11 protein-coding genes are annotated in these 18,068 nt (G+C 73.8%); 8 read left to right on the top strand and 3 right to left on the bottom strand.

The window, feature by feature from the left end; all coding sequences use genetic code 11:
* The first annotated feature begins 20 nt into the window (after positions 1-20).
* From recN to ABZ135_RS29985, 3 genes are all read left to right on the top strand, one after another.
* Positions 21-1,763, top strand: a complete 1,743-nt coding sequence (gene recN / locus ABZ135_RS29995; protein WP_356700007.1) for a DNA repair protein RecN — start codon at positions 21-23, stop codon at positions 1,761-1,763.
* Between the two features lie 317 nt (positions 1,764-2,080).
* Positions 2,081-2,833: a hypothetical protein gene (locus tag ABZ135_RS29990; RefSeq protein ID WP_356700006.1), complete on the top strand. Its 753-nt coding sequence runs from the start codon at positions 2,081-2,083 to the stop codon at positions 2,831-2,833.
* 120 nt (positions 2,834-2,953) lie between these two features.
* A complete protein-coding gene (locus ABZ135_RS29985) occupies positions 2,954-4,042 on the top strand; it encodes a glycosyltransferase family 4 protein (protein WP_356700004.1) in 1,089 nt (362 codons plus the stop codon).
* A gap of 464 nt (positions 4,043-4,506) precedes the next feature.
* On the opposite strand, the gene ABZ135_RS29980 is transcribed toward ABZ135_RS29985, so the two are convergent.
* Positions 4,507-6,129, bottom strand: coding sequence for a PucR family transcriptional regulator (locus ABZ135_RS29980; protein ID WP_356700002.1), 1,623 nt, complete (start codon positions 6,127-6,129; stop codon positions 4,507-4,509).
* A gap of 162 nt (positions 6,130-6,291) precedes the next feature.
* Here ABZ135_RS29980 and ABZ135_RS29975 point away from each other — a divergent pair, with 162 nt between their 5' ends.
* Complete coding sequence (locus ABZ135_RS29975) at positions 6,292-7,833, top strand: APC family permease (RefSeq protein WP_356700000.1); 1,542 nt, start codon at positions 6,292-6,294, stop codon at positions 7,831-7,833.
* A gap of 25 nt (positions 7,834-7,858) precedes the next feature.
* Entirely contained in the window at positions 7,859-9,511 is a 1,653-nt protein-coding gene (locus ABZ135_RS29970; RefSeq protein ID WP_356699998.1) for an NAD(P)/FAD-dependent oxidoreductase, read from the top strand.
* A gap of 7 nt (positions 9,512-9,518) precedes the next feature.
* Here the strand turns inward: ABZ135_RS29970 and ABZ135_RS29965 are convergent, their stop codons facing one another.
* The gene (locus tag ABZ135_RS29965) at positions 9,519-10,910 is read right to left on the bottom strand and encodes an FAD-binding oxidoreductase (RefSeq protein ID WP_356699996.1); all 1,392 of its coding nucleotides are present in this window, start codon (positions 10,908-10,910) and stop codon (positions 9,519-9,521) included.
* Positions 10,911-11,025: 115 nt separating this feature from the next.
* A complete protein-coding gene (locus ABZ135_RS29960) occupies positions 11,026-12,828 on the bottom strand; it encodes a glycoside hydrolase family 15 protein (protein ID WP_356699995.1) in 1,803 nt (600 codons plus the stop codon).
* A gap of 525 nt (positions 12,829-13,353) precedes the next feature.
* Here ABZ135_RS29960 and ABZ135_RS29955 point away from each other — a divergent pair.
* The 3 genes from ABZ135_RS29955 (at position 13,354) to ABZ135_RS29945 (ending at position 17,894) form a co-directional block, all read left to right on the top strand.
* Positions 13,354-15,003 carry a CTP synthase gene (locus tag ABZ135_RS29955; RefSeq protein ID WP_356700022.1) on the top strand — a complete coding sequence of 550 codons (1,650 nt, stop codon included), beginning with the start codon at positions 13,354-13,356 and terminating at the stop codon, positions 15,001-15,003.
* A gap of 79 nt (positions 15,004-15,082) precedes the next feature.
* On the top strand, positions 15,083-15,709 hold the full coding sequence (locus tag ABZ135_RS29950; protein WP_356699993.1) for an NUDIX hydrolase: 627 nt from the start codon (positions 15,083-15,085) through the stop codon (positions 15,707-15,709).
* Between the two features lie 208 nt (positions 15,710-15,917).
* The gene (locus ABZ135_RS29945; protein WP_356699991.1) at positions 15,918-17,894 is read left to right on the top strand and encodes a tetratricopeptide repeat protein; all 1,977 of its coding nucleotides are present in this window, start codon (positions 15,918-15,920) and stop codon (positions 17,892-17,894) included.
* The last annotated feature ends 174 nt before the right edge of the window (positions 17,895-18,068 follow it).

Genomic DNA, 18,068 nt, shown 5'->3' with positions numbered 1-18,068 from the left:
CGGGGGCGCCCCGACCTCGTATGGTCTTCTCCGTGCTTGAGGAGATGCGGATACGGTCGCTGGGTGTCATCGACGACGCGGTGGTCGAGCTGTCGCCCGGCTTCACCGCGGTGACCGGCGAGACCGGCGCGGGCAAGACCATGGTGGTGACCAGCCTCGGGCTGCTGCTCGGCGGGCGCGCCGACCCGGCCCTGGTACGGATCGGGGCGGGGTCCGCCGTCGTCGAGGGCCGCATCGCGCTGCCCCCGGGCGCGCCGGCGGCCGTGCGCGCCGAGGAGGCGGGCGCCGAGCTCGACGAGGGCGCGCTGCTGGTCAGCCGTACCGTCTCCGCAGAGGGCCGCTCCCGCGCCCACCTGGGCGGGCGTTCGGTGCCCGTGGGGCTGCTCGCCGAGCTCGCCGACGAGCTGGTCGCCGTGCACGGCCAGACCGACCAGCAGGGCCTGCTCAAGCCGGCCCGGCAGCGCGGCGCGCTCGACCGGTACGCCGGCGAGGCCGTCGCCGCGCCGCTGGCCGCCTACGGCGAGGCGTACCAGCGGCTGCGGGTCGTCACCGCCGAGCTGGAGGAGATCACCACCCGGGCCCGGGAGCGGGCCCAGGAGGCCGATCTGCTGCGCTTCGGGCTCAGCGAGATCGAGGCCGTGGAGCCGAGGCCGGGCGAGGACGTCGAGCTCGCCGCGGAGGCGGAGCGGCTCGGGCACGCCGAGTCCCTGGCCTCCGCCGCCGCGCTCGCGCACGCCGCGCTCGCCGGACAGCCCGAGGACCCCGAGGCCGTGGACGCGACGACGCTCGTCGCGGGCGCGGGCCGGGCCCTGGAGGCCGTACGGGCGCACGACCCGGCGCTGGCCGCGCTCGCCGACCGGATCGGGGAGATCTCCATCCTGCTCGCCGACGTGGCCGGGGAGCTCGCCGGATACGCCGACAACCTCGACGCCGACCCGCTGCGGCTGGCCGCCGTCGAGGAACGGCGGGCCGCGCTCACCCAGCTCACCCGGAAGTACGGCGAGGACATCACCGCCGTCCTCGCCTGGGCGGAACAGAGCGCGACCCGGCTCACCGAGCTCGACGGCGACGACGAGCGCATCGGCGAACTGACCGCCGAGCGGGACCGGCTGCGTGACGAGCTGTCGGTCCTCGCCCAGCGGCTCACCGACGCCCGCACCGAGGCCGCCGACCGGTTCGCCGAGGCCGTCACCGCCGAGCTGGCCTCGCTGGCCATGCCGCACGCGCGGGTGTCCTTCGCGATCCGGCAGACCGAGGACCCCGACGGCGTCGAGGTCGGCGGCCGCCGGGTGGCCTACGGCCCGTCCGGCGCCGACGAGGTCGAACTGCTCCTCGCCCCGCATCCGGGCGCCCCGCCACGGCCCATCGCCAAGGGCGCGTCCGGCGGTGAGCTGTCCCGGGTGATGCTCGCGGTCGAGGTGGTCTTCGCCGGTACGGATCCGGTGCCGACCTATCTCTTCGACGAGGTCGACGCGGGCGTCGGCGGCAAGGCGGCGGTCGAGATCGGCCGCCGGCTCGCCAAGCTCGCCAAGACGGCCCAGGTCGTCGTCGTCACCCACCTGCCCCAGGTGGCGGCCTTCGCCGATCGTCAGCTCCTGGTGGAGAAGACCAACGACGGCTCGGTCACCCGCTCCGGCGTGACCGTCCTGGAGGGCGAGGACCGGGTCCGCGAGCTCTCCCGGATGCTGGCCGGCCAGGAGGACTCGGAGACGGCGCGGGCGCACGCGGAGGAGCTGCTGGCGACGGCGCGGGCGGACGGCTGAGAAAGCCGAAGGCCGAGGGGCGGGAGCTCAGGGGAGCGGGCGCGGGTCGGCGGTGGACGGTGAGGGCGGCCGAGGGGCCGGGGAGGGCGTACGGATCGGGGCCGCGCTCCGCTCCGTACGGGCCGGCCCGGCGGACCGGCTGTCCGCCGGGGCCCGAGGGGTACGCGAGCGGCAGGCCGGCCGGGACCGTACCGCGGTAAAGAGGCCGGTAGGTGGGGCACGGCCCCCTCGTCCGGGCCCGGCTCGCCGGGCGCCGGCGGCTCCCCTCGTGTCGATGGCGACGCAGCGGCCGCTGACCGGTCGTTAGGCTGACCGGCATGATCAGGACAGACAGGGCACCCGGCAGGGCCGCTTCGTTCGTCGTGGCCGCCGGGGTGAGCCGGGCCGTGTACGAGGGGCTGCGGCGGTTCCGGGCGCCCCGCCGGGAGCGGACGAACCACGCCGGGCGGCGCGTCGACCTGTACGCGGGGCCCGCGACCGCGGCCGGGGCGGCCGTCGCGGCCCTGGCGGCCGGGAGCGGGCCCGGCGCGTTCGCCGTGCTCGCGGCGGCGGCGTGCGGGGCGTACGACGACCTGCGCGGGGACGAACGGCGGGGCTTCCGGGCGCATCTGACGGCGCTGCGGGACGGCGAGGTGACCAGCGGGGCCGTCAAACTGTTCGGGATCGGCGCGGCCGGACTCGTGACCGGGGCGCTCCTGAAGGAGCGGCCCGTCGACCGGCTGCTCGCCGGGGTCGTCATCGCCGGGACGGCCCATCTCGTGAACCTGGTGGACGTGCGGCCGGGCCGGGCGGGACTGCTGGTGCTCGGGCTCGGGGCGCCGGGGCTGGTGCGCGGGACGCTCGCCGCCGCGCCCATGGGGGCCGCGGCCGCCGTCCTCGCCGACGACCTGGCCGAGCGGACCATGCTCGGCGACCTGGGCGCGCACGCGCTGGGGGCGGCGCTCGGCACGGCCGTCGCCGCGGGCAACGGCCGGCTCGGCCTGGCCGTCCACGCGGCGGGAGTGGTCGCGGCGGCGGTGTACGGGGAGAAGGTCAGCGAACTCGCGCGGGGCACGGGCGCCATGGGCTGAGCGGTCCGCTCACCCGTGGGGGTGATCCCCGTCGGCACGTTGGCGCGGCAGACACGACAACGTCGTCACTTCAGTGCCGGATCGTGCCTAAACGTGCGGACGGGCTGGCATCCTTGGCGCGTGACACAGCTCCGTACGGTCCAAGTGCTGGGCGGCGGCAGCGCGGGAAGCAGCGCGCACGTCAGGTCGCTTGCCTCGGGGCTCGTGGCGAGGGGCGTGCGGGTGACCGTGTGCGCCCCGCCCGAACTCGACCGCGCCTACGACTTCGCGGGCGCCGGCGCGCACGTCGTGCCCGTACCGCGGCGCGGCGGGCCCGCGGCGGTCGCCGTGCTCCGCAACGCCTGCATCGGCGCGGACGTGGTGCACGCGCACGGTCTCGACGCCTCGGTGCGGGCCTCGCTCGCGCTGTCCGGCGGCGCCGGGCCGCGCACCCCGCTCGTCACCACCTGGCACACCCGCAGCCGTGTGGCGGGGGCGCGCGCCGGGCTCGTACGGCTCCTGGAGCGCAGGACCGTGCGGGCGGCGGCCGTCGTCCTCGGCACCTCCTCCGAACTGGTCGACCGGGCCCGGCGGCGCGGCGCCCGCGACGCGCGCCTCGCGCCCGTGACCGTGCCGGCCTCGCGGGCGCCGGTCTGCCTCCACGACGGCAAGGCGCGGGCCGAACTCGGGGCCGTGGACCGGCCGCTGCTGATGGCGGTCGGGGCGCTGGAGCCGGGGCGCGGGTACCGGACGCTGCTCGACGCGGCGCGGGTGTGGCGGGACCTCGACCCGCAGCCGCTCCTGGTGATCGCGGGGGAGGGCCCCGAACGGCCGGCGCTGCAGCGGCGGATCGACACGGAGGGGCTCGCCGTGCGGCTCATCGGGCGCCGGGACGACGTGGCGGAGCTGCTCGCGGCGGCCGACATCGCCGTCCTCCCCTCCCGCTGGGAGGCCCGCTCCCTGCTCGCGCAGGAGGCCCTGCGGCTCGGCGTGCCGCTCGTCGCGACGGCGGTCGGCGGCGTGCCCGAACTCGTCGGCGACGCGGCGGAACTCGTCCCCTACGGGGACGCGGGCGCGCTCGCGGACGCGGTCCGGGGCCTGCTGGCCGACGCGGACCGCCGGATGGACCTGGCGGCGGCGGGCCGGGTGCAGGCACGTACGTGGCCGACGGAGGACGAGACGATCGCGCACGTGCTGAGCGTGTACGACGAGCTGTCGGGACGCCGCTGACGGCGGCTGCGGCCCGGCCCACCCGTGCCGCGCCCCGCCGCCCCTGGACGGGCGCTTCCTCCCCCACCCCGCCCCTCCCCGAAACTCTGACGAGACCGGTGGCTTGCGCCCCCGAACCCCCCGGGGGGCTCCGCCCCGCCCCCTGCGCCGCAGCCCCCGAATCCCCGGGGGCTGCGCCCCGGGAACCCCTCGGGGGTCGTCCCCGAACCCCGGGGCTGTGCCGCCCGGGGAGGTGTGCCCCTGCCCCCGGGGGTGTGCCCCTGCCCCCGGGCCTGCAGGCCGACCGGCGGGGAAGTCCCGGGCCGCCCTGCCCGTTGGCAGGGCAGGGGGCTGCGGGGATTCGCCCGCGCCCCGGCTTGTCGCGGCTGCGCGCCACGCGCGCGTTTTCGTACCGTTTCCGCGCCGCGCCGGCCCGCAGCGGCGAGCACCCCGCCCGCCCGCCTGGCCGTGCCGACCGCGCCGCCCTACCCCGTGTGCCGCCGTGCCCGCAGGGCCAGGGACAGCGCCAGGACCGTCTGGGGGTCGTCCAGGTCCGTGCCGAGGAGTTCGGAGATGCGGGCCAGGCGGTTGTAGAGGGTCTGGCGGTTGAGGTGGAGTTCGCGGGCGGTTTCGGCCTTGCGGCCCGCGTGGGCCAGGTAGGTCTCGAGGGTGGGGAGGAGGGGTGGGCGGGAGGTGCGGTCGTGGTCGCGGAGGGGGCCGATGGCGCGGTCCACGAAGGCGGCCAGGTCCGGGTGGTCACGCAGGCGCCACAGCAGGAGGTCCGTGTCGAGGCGGCGGGCGTCGTACCAGGGGAGTTCCGACAGGCCCTGCGCCGCCGTCGCCGTCTCGGCCGCGTGCCGCAGGCCCGCCGAGGCCGCCGCCCAGCCGCCCGCGACGCCGACCACGACGACGGGCGGGTGGACGCCGGCCCGTTCCAGGCCGGCCCGTTCGACGCCGGCCCGCAGCGCCGCCGCGACCCGGTCGGCGACCGCCGTGCGCTCCGACTCCGAGCGCAGGCCCAGGAGCAGCGGCACCCGGCCCTCCACCGGGCGGACGCCCAGGAGGACCGGGACGCCGACGGAGGCGAGTTCCTCCAGGACGGCGCGGGCCAGCAGCGCCCAGTTGCCCGAGGGGGACAACTCGGAGGCGAGGCGCATCACGACCGGCAGCAGCGGGCCGTCGCCCGGCCTGAAGCCGAGGACCCGGGCCTGCGCCGGCGCGTCCTCGGCCGCGATCCGGCCCTCCGCCAGGTCCGTCAGGAAGTCGCCGCGGCCGCGCGCGGCCAGCTCCTCCTCCTGCCGGGCCTGCATCAGGACCACCGCGAGCAGCCCCGCCGCCCGCTCCGCCGCCATCCGGTGCACGGGGGAGAGCGGCGACGAGACCGCGAGCAGGGCCAGACGGGCGCGTACGGACGACGTGCCGGGGCCGCCGCCGGGGACGTCCACCAGCACCGCGCCCGTCGGCGGCCCCGACTCGCGCGCCGCCCGCTGCCCGCGCAGCCCGTCCCACACCTGGAGCGGGTCGGCGGGCCCGGACTCGGTGCCCGCCGCGTACAGGAGCTGGCCGTCGGCGGTCTCCAGGAAGACCGGGTTCAGTGAGAAGTCCGCCAGGATCCGCAGCACCTGCGGCACCCCGCCGCCGCCGAGCAGCGCCTCGGTGCACTGCCGGTGCACCTCCTCCGCCTGCCGCAGCAGCGCGTAGTGCCCGTTGACGATCTCGGTGTGGATCTCCTCCGTGACCGCGACGAAGGGCACCTCGCGGTGCAACTGGACCAGCGGCAGGCCGGCCGCCCGGGCGGTCTCCACGATCGTGGCCGGCAGCCGGGCGAACCGCGGGCCGAGCTCCACCACCAGCGCCGCGATGCCCCGGTCCGCGAGCCGCCGCACGAACGCGCGCTGCTCGGCCGGCCGGGTGCCGAGCCCGAGGCCGGTGGTGAGCAGCAGCTCCCCGCCCTTCAGCAGCGACGCGATGTTGGGCACCTCGCCCGCGTGCACCCAGCGCACCGTGCGGTGCAGCCTGTCCGCGCCGGCGACGACCTCCGGGAGCCCGCCGCGCAGTCCCGGAAGGTCCAGTGCCCGCTGCACGGTGATCCCGCCCTGACTCTCCATGGAGCCGGACGCTACCGGCCGGCCGCGCCCCGACGACATCACCGGCGCGTCACCGGACCGGACAGTTCGTACAGAGGGGCGACAACTCGTCGCCCCCTGGCGGGTTTTGTGCGACCGGATGTCGATTGTGGCCTACGTCACTCCGGAGGATGCTCTCGCGCCATGGCAGAGAACTCCACCCCAGAGGTCCACCGGCTGAAGGCGAACTCGGTCGGTCTGGTCGGCGTCGTCTTCATGGCCGTCGCCACCGCGGCCCCGATCACCGCGATGACCGGCAACCTCCCCATCGCCGTCGGTTTCGGCAACGGCACCGGCGCCCCCGCCGGCTATCTCTTCGCGACGGTCGTCCTGACCGTCTTCTCGGTCGGCTATGTCGCCATGGCCAAGCGGATCACCGCCGCCGGCGCCTTCTACGGCTACATCTCGCACGGCCTCGGCCGGATCGCCGGCATGGCCTCCGGGATGCTCGCCGTCCTCGCGTACATCGTCTTCGAGGCATCGATCGTCGGCGTCTTCGCCTACTTCACGAAGACGACCGTGGCCGACCAGCTCGGTGTGGATCTGCCCTGGGTCCTGTACGCGGCCGTCATGCTGGCCGTCACCGCCGTCCTGTCCTACTTCGACATCAACCTCACCGCGAAGGCGCTCGGCGTGATGCTGATCGCCGAGATCGCGGTGCTGTTCGCGGTCGCCACCGCCGTCCTGATCTCCGGCGGCGGCCCCGACGGCATCCCGGCCGAGCCGATCAACCCCGCGAACGCCTTCACCGGCGCCTCGGCCGGCCTCGGCCTCTTCTTCGCCTTCTGGTCCTGGGTCGGCTTCGAGTCGACCGCGATGTACGGGGAGGAGTCCCGCGACCCCAAGCGGGTCATCCCGCGCGCCACCCTCATCTCCGTCATCGGCGTCGGCCTCTTCTACATCTACGTGTCGTGGATGACGATCGCCGGGAACGGCCTGGCGGGATCGGTGAAGCTGTCGTCCTCGGCCAGCCCGCTCGACCTCTTCTTCGCCCCCACCGAGTCCTACATCGGCGCCTGGGCCGTGGACGCCTTCCAGTGGCTGCTGCTCACCGGCTCCTTCGCCTGCGGCATGGCCTTCCACCAGTGCGCCGCCCGCTACCTCTACGCCATCGGCCGCGAGGGCTTCCTCCACCCGGCCCTCGGCCGGACGCACCGGAAGCACGGCTCGCCCTACATCGCCTCCTTCACGCAGAGCGCCATCGCCGTCGTCCTCGTCGGCGCCTTCTGGCTCACCGGCCAGGACCCGTACATCCACCTCTACACCCTGCTCGCGATCCTCGGCACGATGGCGATCCTCATCGTGCAGACCCTCTGCTCCTTCGCCGTCATCGGCTACTTCCGCAAGAACCACCCCGAGGACCGGCACTGGTTCAAGACGCTGACCGCGCCGCTCCTCGGCGGGATCGGCATGACCGCCGTGGTCGTGCTGCTGATCATGAACATGGAGACCGCGGCCGGGCTCGCCGCCGACTCCCTCTTCTTCAAGGCCATCCCCTGGATCGTCGGCCTCGTCTTCTTCGGCGGCCTCGGCCTCGGTCTCTACCTCAAGGCCCGACGTCCCGAGCGCTACGAGATCATCGGCCGCATCGTCCTGGAGGACGCCACCGAGCGCGCCGACGACAGCGGCGGCGCCAGCACCGACGGCCACAGCGAGCCCGCCCCCACCGCCGTATCCCAGAGCTGATCCCCCTTCCCCCCGGGAGTCCTCCATGGCACGCACCAACCCGATGCACCTCCTCAAGCAGTTGGCCGCCGAGCACGCCGACGCCCGACGGCTGAACCTCCCCGTGGGGGAGCTGCGCGAGATGCGCGCCGACGACGTCGGGCGCCGGTCCCTCCTCAAGTACGCGGCCGCCGCCGGCGTCGCCGTCTCCGCCGGTGCCGCGGTCTCCGCCGGTGCGGCCGTCCCCGCAGCGGCGGCCGCCCCGGACCCGAAGGCGAGGGGCACCGCCCGCGTCGCCGTCGTCGGCGCCGGGATCGCCGGCCTCACCGCGGCCCTCACCCTCCAGGACGCCGGCCTCAGCCCCGTCCTCTACGAGGCCAACCCCTCCCGGGTCGGCGGCCGGATGTGGACCCAGCGCTCCCACTGGGCCTACGGGCAGACCTCCGAGATCGGCGGCGAGCTGATCGACACCAGCCACAAGAAGATCCTGGAGCTCTGCCGCCGCTTCGACCTCGCCGTCGAGGACTTCCTCGGCGGCGGGCCCAACGGCGCCGAGGAAGTCCTCTGGTTCGGCGGCGCCTACTACCCCCGCCACCAGGCCGACGAGGACTTCAACGCCGTCTACCAGTCGCTCCACCGCGACCTGATCGAGGCGGGCGAGGTGAAGTGGAACCAGACCACCCCCACCGGCACCGCCCTCGACAACATGTCGATATACGAGTGGATCGAGAGCCGCGTCCCCGGCGGCCACTCCTCCCCGCTCGGCCGCTTCATCGACGTCGCCTACAACGTCGAGTACGGCGCCGACACCACCGAGCAGTCCTCGCTCGCCCTGGTCCTGCTGATGGGCTATCAGACCAATCCGGGCAACTTCAACGTCTGGGGCCTGTCCAACGAGCGCTACCACGTCGTCGGCGGCAACGACCGGCTCCCGAACGCCATCGCCGGCGCGCTCAAGCCCGGCACCCTGCGCATGGGCTGGTCGCTCGACGCCGTACGGGCCAACGCCGACGGCACCCAGACGCTCACCTTCACCGAGGCCGGCGCCACCCGGACCGTCACCGCCGACCACACGATCCTGTGCGTCCCGCTGCCGATCCTCAAGCAGCTCGACGTCAGCCGGGCCGGCTTCGACCCGCTCATGACGAACCTGCTGCGCGACGCGCGGATGGGCCACTGCACCAAGCTCAACATGCAGTTCGCCACCCGCCCCTGGCGCGGCACCGGCGCCTGGCCCGGCGTCTCCGCCGGCGACTGCTTCACCGACAGCGAGGTCCAGCAGACCTGGGACACCACCAAGATCCAGGGCGGCACCGGCGGCATCCTCATCCAGTACCACGGCGGCAGCCTCGCCCGGGCCCTCAACCCGGCCGGGCCCTTCTCCACCGAGTCCGACCCGTACGTACGGGACCTGGTCACCCGCCACCTGAAGGGCATCGACGCCTTCTTCCCCGGCACCTCCAAGGCGTACACGGGCCGCGCCCAGCTCTCCGCCTGGCACAAGAACCCGTACACGCTGGGCGCCTACTCCTGCTGGCCGGTCGGCTACCTCCACCGCTACGCCGGCTACGAGGGCACCGCCCAGGGCAACGTCCACATCGGCGGCGAGCACTGCAGCTACGACTTCCAGGGCTTCATGGAGGGCGGCGCCACCGAGGGCGAGCGGGCCGCGCGGGAGGTGATCGACGCCCTCCGGTGACCGCCCGTCAGGCGGCCGGCTCGATGTTGTGGTTGAAGCGGAAGACGTTGTCCGGGTCGTACGCGGCCTTGACCGCGCCCAGCCGCCGGTAGTTCTCCTCGCCGAAGGAGGCCACCACCCGCTCCCGGCCCTCGGCGCCCACGAAGTTCAGATACGTGGCGTCGAGGGCCCACGGCCGCACATCGGCCCGCGCGTCCCGGACCCACCGCCGCGCCCGCTCGTCGTCCGCCGGGTCCTCCCAGGTCGCGAACGGGTGCACGACCCAGGGCGCGGTCCGCCACGGCTGCGGATAGCCGCTCGGCCCGGCCGCCACCGCCCCGCCCATCATGAACGCCACCTGCTGGATGGCCGTCCCCCGCGGGATCAGCGCGCCGCGCTCGCAGAACAGCTCCACGGCCTCGTCGGGGAAGGCCGTCAGATACTCGGCCGACCAGTAGTTCCGCAGCCCCGGCGGGTCGTCGAGCATGCACTGCAGATCCGCGTACGCGATGTCCGTGACGATCTCGATCACGGGCCCGCGCGCGAACAGCGGCGCGGCCAGCTCGCGCAGCTCCGCGACCGGCCCGGCGTACGTGAACAGCGTCCCGCAGACCAGCCTGCCGACCAGTTCCTCGGGGACGAACGGCTCCGGCGGCGCCGGCATGTAGAGCGCGCCGCCGCCCACGTCGTCCGGCGCGTCGGCCGCGATGTCCCGGAAGGCGCGCACGATCGCGGGCGCGTCGTCGGGCGGGAAGAACAGCATCGCCATGCTCATGCGCGGCAGCTCGTGCAGCCGCAGCGTCAGCGAGGTCGCCACCCCGAAGTTGCCGCCGCCGCCGTGCAGCGCCCAGAACAGCTCCGGACGCTCCTCCGCGTCGGTGCGGACGTGCTTCCCCTCCGCCGTGATCAGGTCGGCCGCCAGCAGATTGTCGCTGGCCAGCCCGAACTTCCGCTCCAGCCAGCCCGACCCGCCGCCGAGCACGAAGCCGCCCACACCCGTGGTGGAGACCCGTCCGCCGGTGGTCGCCACGTGGAAGGGCTGACAGGCGCGGTCCAGGTGCCCCATCGTCGCCCCGCCCTCGACCCGTACGGTCATGTGCTCGGGGTCGGCGACGACGGCGTGCATCCGGCGCAGGTCCACGACGAGGCCGCCGTCGATCACACAGGTGCCGGCGACGCTGTGGCCGCCGCCGCGCACCGCGATCGGCAGCCCCGCCTCACGGCCGAACAGGACCGCGTTGGAGACGTCCTCAGGGGTCGCGCACTGGGCGATCACCGCGGGACGGCGGTCGATCATGCCGTTGTGGATCGTCCGCGCCTCCTCGTACCCGGGATCGCCGGGCACGAACACCTCGCCCGCCAGATCCTCGCGCAGTCCTGCCAGGGCACGGTCCGGAACGGTGGTGGTGGGGGAGGCCATGGGAGCACCCCCCTTTCGTACGCCAGGGGGGAACGGACCCTTTCATCGTAGATCCGGCCCCCCGTGCCCGCCGTCGGAACCACCGCCGTCACCGGCGCGCCCGCCGCCCGGGGCGTCAGCCGCCGTACGCGCCCGAGGCGGTCAGCCGCAGCGCCGTGTCGATCAGCGGGACGTGGCTGAAAGCCTGCGGGAAGTTGCCCACCTGCCGCTGGAGCCTCGGGTCCCACTCCTCCGCGAGCAGCCCCAGGTCGTTGCGGAGCGCGAGCAGCTTCTCGAAGAGGCGGCGGGCCTCGTCGACCCGGCCGATCATCGCCAGGTCGTCGGCCAGCCAGAACGAGCAGGCCAGGAACGCGCCCTCGTCGCCCTCCAGGCCGTCCACGCCCGCCTCCTCGCCGGCGGTCGGGTAGCGCAGCACGAAGCCGTCCTCGGTGGACAGCTCCCGCTGGATCGCCTCGATCGTGCCGATCACCCGCTTGTCGTCCGGCGGCAGGAAGCCCATCTGCGGGATCAGCAGCAGCGAGGCGTCCAGCTCCTGGGAGCCGTAGGACTGGGTGAAGGTGTTGCGCTCCGGGTCGTAGCCCTTCTCGCAGACGTCCCGGTGGATCTGGTCGCGCAGGTCCTTCCAGCGCTCCAGCGGGCCGTCGGCGTCCCCGGACTCGATCAGCTTGATCGTGCGGTCCACCGCCACCCAGGCCATCACCTTGGAGTGCACGAAGTGCCGGCGCGGGCCGCGCACCTCCCAGATGCCCTCGTCGGGCTGGTCCCAGTGGGTCTCCAGGTAATTGATCAGCTTGATCTGGAGCAGCGAGGCGTAGTCGTTGCGGGACAGGCCCGTCATGTGCGCCAGGTGCAGGGCCTCGGTGACCTCGCCGTACACGTCGAGCTGGAGCTGGTTGGCGGCGCCGTTGCCGACCCGGACCGGGCCGGAGTTCTCGTAGCCCGGCAGCCAGTCGAGCTCCGCCTCGCCGAGCTCGCGCTCGCCGGCGATGCCGTACATGATCTGCAGGTTCTCCGGGTCGCCCGCGACCGCCCGCAGCAGCCAGTCCCGCCAGGCGCGGGCCTCCTCGCGGTAGCCGGTGCGCAGCATCGAGGACAGGGTGATCGCCGCGTCCCGCAGCCAGGTGTAGCGGTAGTCCCAGTTGCGTACGCCGCCGATCTCCTCCGGCAGCGAGGTCGTGGGCGCGGCCACGATCCCGCCGGTCGGCGCGTAGGTGAGCGCCTTCAGGGTGATCAGGGAGCGGACCACCGCCTCGCGGTAGGGGCCGTGGTACGTGCAGTGCTCGACCCAGTCGCGCCAGAAATCCGTGGTCGCCTCCAGCGAGCCCTCCGGGTCCGGCAGCGGCGGCGGCTCCTTGTGCGAGGGCTGCCAGGACAGTGTGAAGGTGATCCGGTCGCCGGGGGAGACGGTGAACTCGGAGTAGGTCGTCAGGTGCTCGCCGTGGGTCTCGACGTCCGTGTCCAGCCACACCGAGTCGGGGCCGGCGACGGCGACCGTGCGGTCGCCGACCTTGTGCACCCAGGGCACGATCCGCCCGTAGCTGAAGCGCATCCGCAGCGCGGAGCGCATCGGCACCCGGCCGCTGACCCCTTCCACGATGCGGATCAACTGGGGCGCGCCGTCGCGCGGCGGCATGAAGTCGGTCACCCGGACCGTGCCGCGCGGGGTGTCCCACTCGGATTCCAGGACGAGCGAGTCGCCCCGGTAGCGGCGCCGGTCGGCCTGGGGCGCCGGGGCGCCCTCGGGTCCGGCCGGTCCGACTCTCCAGAAGCCGTGCTCCTCGGTGCCGAGCAGTCCGGCGAAGACGGCGTGCGAATCGAAGCGGGGCAGGCAGAGCCAGTCGACACTGCCGTCCCGGCAGACCAGGGCAGCGGTCTGCATGTCTCCGATGAGTGCGTAATCCTCGATGCGCCCGGCCACGTGCTTCACTCCAGATCGAACGGCCACGTCCGCCCCGCGGGGCGTTTCCTACAGGTCAGCGGGTCAAGGGATCGTTGACGAGCTCTTGGTCCGGTTGACGGGCGGGGGTGGTGCCGTGCCGGTCCGGCTCGGCAGCGCGTGTCCGAGCAGGATACGACGCACCCTAGTGACCGGTGGCGCCGATCTTGTAACGGCCCTGACCCGATCGGGTGAAAGGGTCTTGACCTGAGCCGTGCACAGCCCAGTCGGTGCCGCCGGCACCGGCTTCGGTGCCGGCCGACGCCCCGGTCGTGGTCCCGGTGGGAGCCGTTCCCGACCCGGCGTGTCGCGGTGCGTGTGCACCCGCTTGCCCCGTGTGGCCGGAAGCGGTCTCCCGATGTCGCTGATACCCTGGTACCCCGTGGACCGGTGGGAAACGGCGACAGCCGAAGACCCCGAAACCGCAGCGACGGCACCCCCCGATTCTTCCCGAGGGGCTGCCGGAACGCACCTCCAGAACGCGACCACGGGAGCCCCCTCTTGGCGATGCCGCCCAACACCACGACGACCAAGCACATCTTCGTCACCGGGGGTGTCGCCTCCTCCCTCGGCAAGGGCCTGACCGCCTCCAGCCTGGGTGCGCTCCTCAAGGCCCGGGGCCTGCGGGTCACGATGCAGAAGCTCGACCCGTACCTGAACGTCGACCCGGGCACGATGAACCCCTTCCAGCACGGTGAGGTGTTCGTCACCAACGACGGCGCCGAGACCGACCTGGACATCGGCCACTACGAGCGCTTCCTCGACGTCGACCTCGACGGCTCGGCCAACGTCACCACCGGCCAGGTCTACTCGCAGGTGATCGCCAAGGAGCGGCGCGGCGAGTACCTGGGCGACACCGTCCAGGTCATCCCGCACATCACCAACGAGATCAAGTCCCGCATCCGCCGCATGGCCACCGACGACGTCGACGTCGTCATCACCGAGGTCGGCGGCACGGTCGGCGACATCGAGTCGCTGCCGTTCCTGGAGACCGTCCGCCAGGTCCGCCACGAGGTCGGCCGCGACAACGTCTTCGTCGTCCACATCTCGCTGCTGCCCTACATCGGCCCCTCCGGCGAGCTGAAGACCAAGCCGACCCAGCACTCGGTCGCCGCCCTGCGCAACATCGGCATCCAGCCGGACGCCATCGTGCTGCGCGCCGACCGTGACGTCCCCACCGCCATCAAGCGCAAGATCTCGCTGATGTGCGACGTGGACGAGGCCGCCGTCGTCGCCGCCATCGACGCCAAGTCGATCTACGACATCCCGAAGGTGCTGCACACCGAGGGCCTGGACGCCTATGTCGTCCGCAAGCTCGACCTGCCCTTCCGCGACGTGGACTGGACCGTCTGGGAGGACCTCCTGGACCGCGTCCACAACCCGGAGCACGAGGTCACGGTCGCGCTCGTCGGCAAGTACATCGACCTGCCCGACGCCTACCTGTCGGTCACCGAGGCCATGCGGGCCGGCGGCTTCGCGAACAAGGCGCGGGTCAAGGTCAAGTGGGTCACCTCCGACGACTGCAAGACCCCGGCCGGCGCCGAGAAGCAGCTCGGCGACTGCGACGCCGTCCTCATCCCCGGCGGCTTCGGCGACCGCGGTGTGTCCGGCAAGGTCGGCGCCATCCGCTACGCCCGCGAGAACAAGGTGCCGCTGCTCGGCATCTGCCTCGGCCTGCAGTGCATCGTGATCGAGGCCGCCCGCAACCTGGCCGACATCCCCGAGGCCAACTCCACCGAGTTCGACCCGGCCACCGCGCACCCCGTCGTCTCGACGATGGAGGAGCAGCTCGCGTACGTGGAGGGCGCCGGCGACCTGGGCGGAACGATGCGCCTCGGCCTCTACCCGGCGAAGCTCGCCGAGGGCTCGGTCGTCCGCGAGGTCTACGGCGACGAGCCGTACGTGGAGGAGCGCCACCGCCACCGCTACGAGGTGAACAACGCCTACCGCGCGGAGCTGGAGAAGAAGGCCGGTCTGGTCTTCTCGGGCACCTCCCCGGACAACAAGCTCGTCGAGTTCGTCGAGTACCCGCGTGAGGTCCACCCCTACCTGGTCGCCACCCAGGCGCACCCGGAGCTCAAGTCCCGCCCGACCCGCCCGCACCCGCTCTTCGCGGGCCTGGTGAAGGCGGCCGTCGAGCGCAAGCTGGCGAAGTAGCGCTCCTTGTTAACGTTGCCGGGGTACGGGTCCCGTTCGGGGCCGGTACCCCGGTTCCGTGTATGTGGGAGGAAAGCTGATGCAGGTGCAGGACACCCCGGAGGAGTGGCGCGTCGTCGCCACCACCACCCCCTTCACGGGCAACAAGACGAGTGTCCGCACGGACGACGTGGTGATGCCGGACGGCTCGGTCGTCCGCCGCGACTATCAGGTCCACCCCGGCTCGGTCGCGGTCGTCGCCCTCGACGAGCAGGACCGGGTCCTGCTGATCAAGCAGTACCGGCACCCGGTGCGGCAGAAGCTGTGGGAGATCCCGGCCGGTCTGCTGGACGTGCCCGGCGAGAACCCGCTGCACGCGGCGCAGCGCGAGCTGTACGAGGAGGCGCACGTCAAGGCCGAGGACTGGCGCGTCCTCACGGACGTGTACACGACGCCGGGCGGCTGCGACGAGGCCGTACGGATCTTCCTCGCCCGCGATCTGTCCGCGGCGGAGGGCGACCGCTTCGAGGTCTCCGAGGAGGAGGCCGACATGGAGGACGCCCGGGTCCCGCTCGACGAGCTCGTCCGCGGCGTGCTCGCCGGCGAGCTGCACAACAACTGCCTGGTCGTCGGTGTGCTGTCGCTGGTCGCGGCCCGCGCCGGCGACGGTCTGGACGCACTGCGCCCGGCCGACGCTCCCTGGCCGGCGCGGCCCTTCGAGGCGTAGCCCGGTAACTTCGGGGGCTCGGGCCGTGGCCGGACCCGGCGGTGGGTGGCCGGTCCGACAATCCACTGATCCGATCGGGGGATTCGTCCGCCGCGCTCCGCCGGGTCCGCGGTGCCCGCTGAACTACGCTCGGAATCGCCCGTGCGGAGCCCCCCGCGGGATCGTCGTGCGCAGGTGGACGGGAGCGTGGCCCGTGACGGATCAGGCGGTGGCAGCAGTCGGCGCCTCACAGTTCTACGGGCGCCAGCGCGAGCTGAAGGCGCTGCGGGCGGACATCGAACGCACCGGGCTCGACACCCTGACCGGCCGCAAGGCACCCCGCGCCCGGGTCCTGCTGATCGCGGGCAAGCCCGGCTCCGGGCGGACCGCGCTCGCCGAGGAACTGATCGCCTCCCTCGCCGACCGCTATCCCGGCGGGGTGTTCCGGACCCGGCTCACCGAACCCGGCGGCGGCCCGGTCCCCACCGCCCGCGCCGCCCAGGACCTCCTCGCCGCGCTCGGCGTCGCCGAGCCGCCCGGCGCGGCGGAGGACGAGCTCACCGCCCTGGTCCGCGCGGCCTTCGCCGACCGCCGGGCGCTGCTGCTCCTCGACGACGCCGTCGACGCCGAGCAGGTCGACCCGCTGCTGCCCGACAACCCGGAGGCCCTGGTCGTCGGCGTGGCCCGCGGCCCGCTCACCGGCATCCCGGACGTGCGGCCCTGCACCGTCGGCGGCCTCGACCCCAAGTCCGCGATCGACCTGCTCACCGGCTTCACCGGCTCTGTCCGCGTCACCGTCGATCCGCAGGCCGCCGAGAGCCTGGCCGAGGAGTGCGGCGGGCTGCCCGGCGCCCTCGTCCTGGCCGGCGCCTGGCTGGCCGCCCGCCCCAAGGCGTCGGTGGCCGATCTCACCAAGCGGCTGCGCGCCCTGTCCGGCGACCCGGTCTCCCGCGCCTTCACCCTGGTCCACGAGTCCCTGCCGCAGCCCGCCGCCCGGATACTGCGCCACCTCGCCCTGGCCCCCCTGGGCCGGGCCGACGCCCACACCGCCTCCGCCCTGGCCGGCTGCTCGGTCTCGGCCGCGGCGACCACCCTCGCCGACTTCACGGCGCTGGGCCTGGTCCGGGAGATCCCCGGCGGCGACGGGCAGTACGAGGTGCCGGGGCACCTGGTGCCGCTGCTCCGGGCCGAGCTGGAGGAGCGCGACCGGCCGGCCGAGGTGCAGCTCGCCCGGGCCCGGATGCTGGAGCGGACCGTACGGCTCCTGCAGTCAGGCCGCGCGGTCACCGAGCCCGAGGGCTCGCCGTCCCGTCGCCGGCTCGCAGGGCTGCCCCGCGCGCTGCGCTTCCCCGACGCCGCCACCGCCGGGGCCTGGCTGGACAGCCGCCGGCCCGTGCTGCTCGCCTCCGCCCGGCTCGCGGTCGCCGACGGGGAGCTGGACACCCTGGCCCGCCGGCTGATCGCGGCCCTGGTGCGGGCGCTGGCCGCGCACCGCGGCGCCGAGGCCGCCGCTCCCGATCTGTACGGGCTGCACCGGCTGGTCCTGGACGTCGCCGAGCGGCGCGGGCTGCACCGCGAGCGGGCCGCCGCCCTGCTGAACCTCGCCGACCTCGATGCGAGGACCGGTCGCACCAAGGACGCATTGCTGCGATATCGGTCGGCTTTGGACGCCGGAAGGCAAGCAAATGATCCGTACGCGACGGGTCGCGCAATGGAATCCGTAGGTGGGGCCTATCAGGAGCTCGGGGACTGGCAGCGGGCCGGCGACTGGTATGGGCGCGCCCTGGCCCAGCGGCTGGCCCGTGACGAGCGCGCCGACCAGGCCCGGCTCTACGGCCGCCTCGGCGCGGTGCACACCTACGCGGGCCGCTACGGGGAGGCGCTGCGGAACTGGCGGGCCGCGGCCTCGGGCTACCGGCGGCTCGCCGATCTCCCGGGCTACGCCCGCGCGTTGAGCGAGGCGGCCCGGGTCCAGGAGTACGCGGGACGGCCCGAGGAGTGCCTGCGCACCTGCGAGGAGGCGGTGGACTGGGCCCGCAGGGCCGGGGACGTACGGCTCCAGGCGGCGCTGCAACTGCGGCTGGCCGACACCCTGGACCGGCTCGGCGACCCGGCGGCGGCCCGGCTGCACCGGTCCGCTGCGGAAAGACTCCTTGGAAGCGACCCCTCCGCCTACGAAATCCGCAGTGGGTTCGCCGAAGATTAATACTTTGAAAGGCTAGACAGGGGGAACTCCTTCATTAGACTGGGTGCGCCGCGTTGGATCGCGGTCTGTCCCGGTGCGCCGCAGTGCTTCCGGGTATGTATGGCTTTGTCAGGACTCCTGGCCCTGCCACTCCGCAGCACCCCCCGTTTATCCCCCTGATTCAAGGACCGTGAT

Origin of the sequence: Streptomyces sp. NPDC006339, assembly GCF_040612775.1 — a bacterium.
GTDB lineage: Bacteria > Actinomycetota > Actinomycetes > Streptomycetales > Streptomycetaceae > Streptomyces.
The sequence above is the reverse complement of the archived record's forward strand: the minus strand, read 5'-3'. Positions and strand labels throughout refer to the sequence as shown.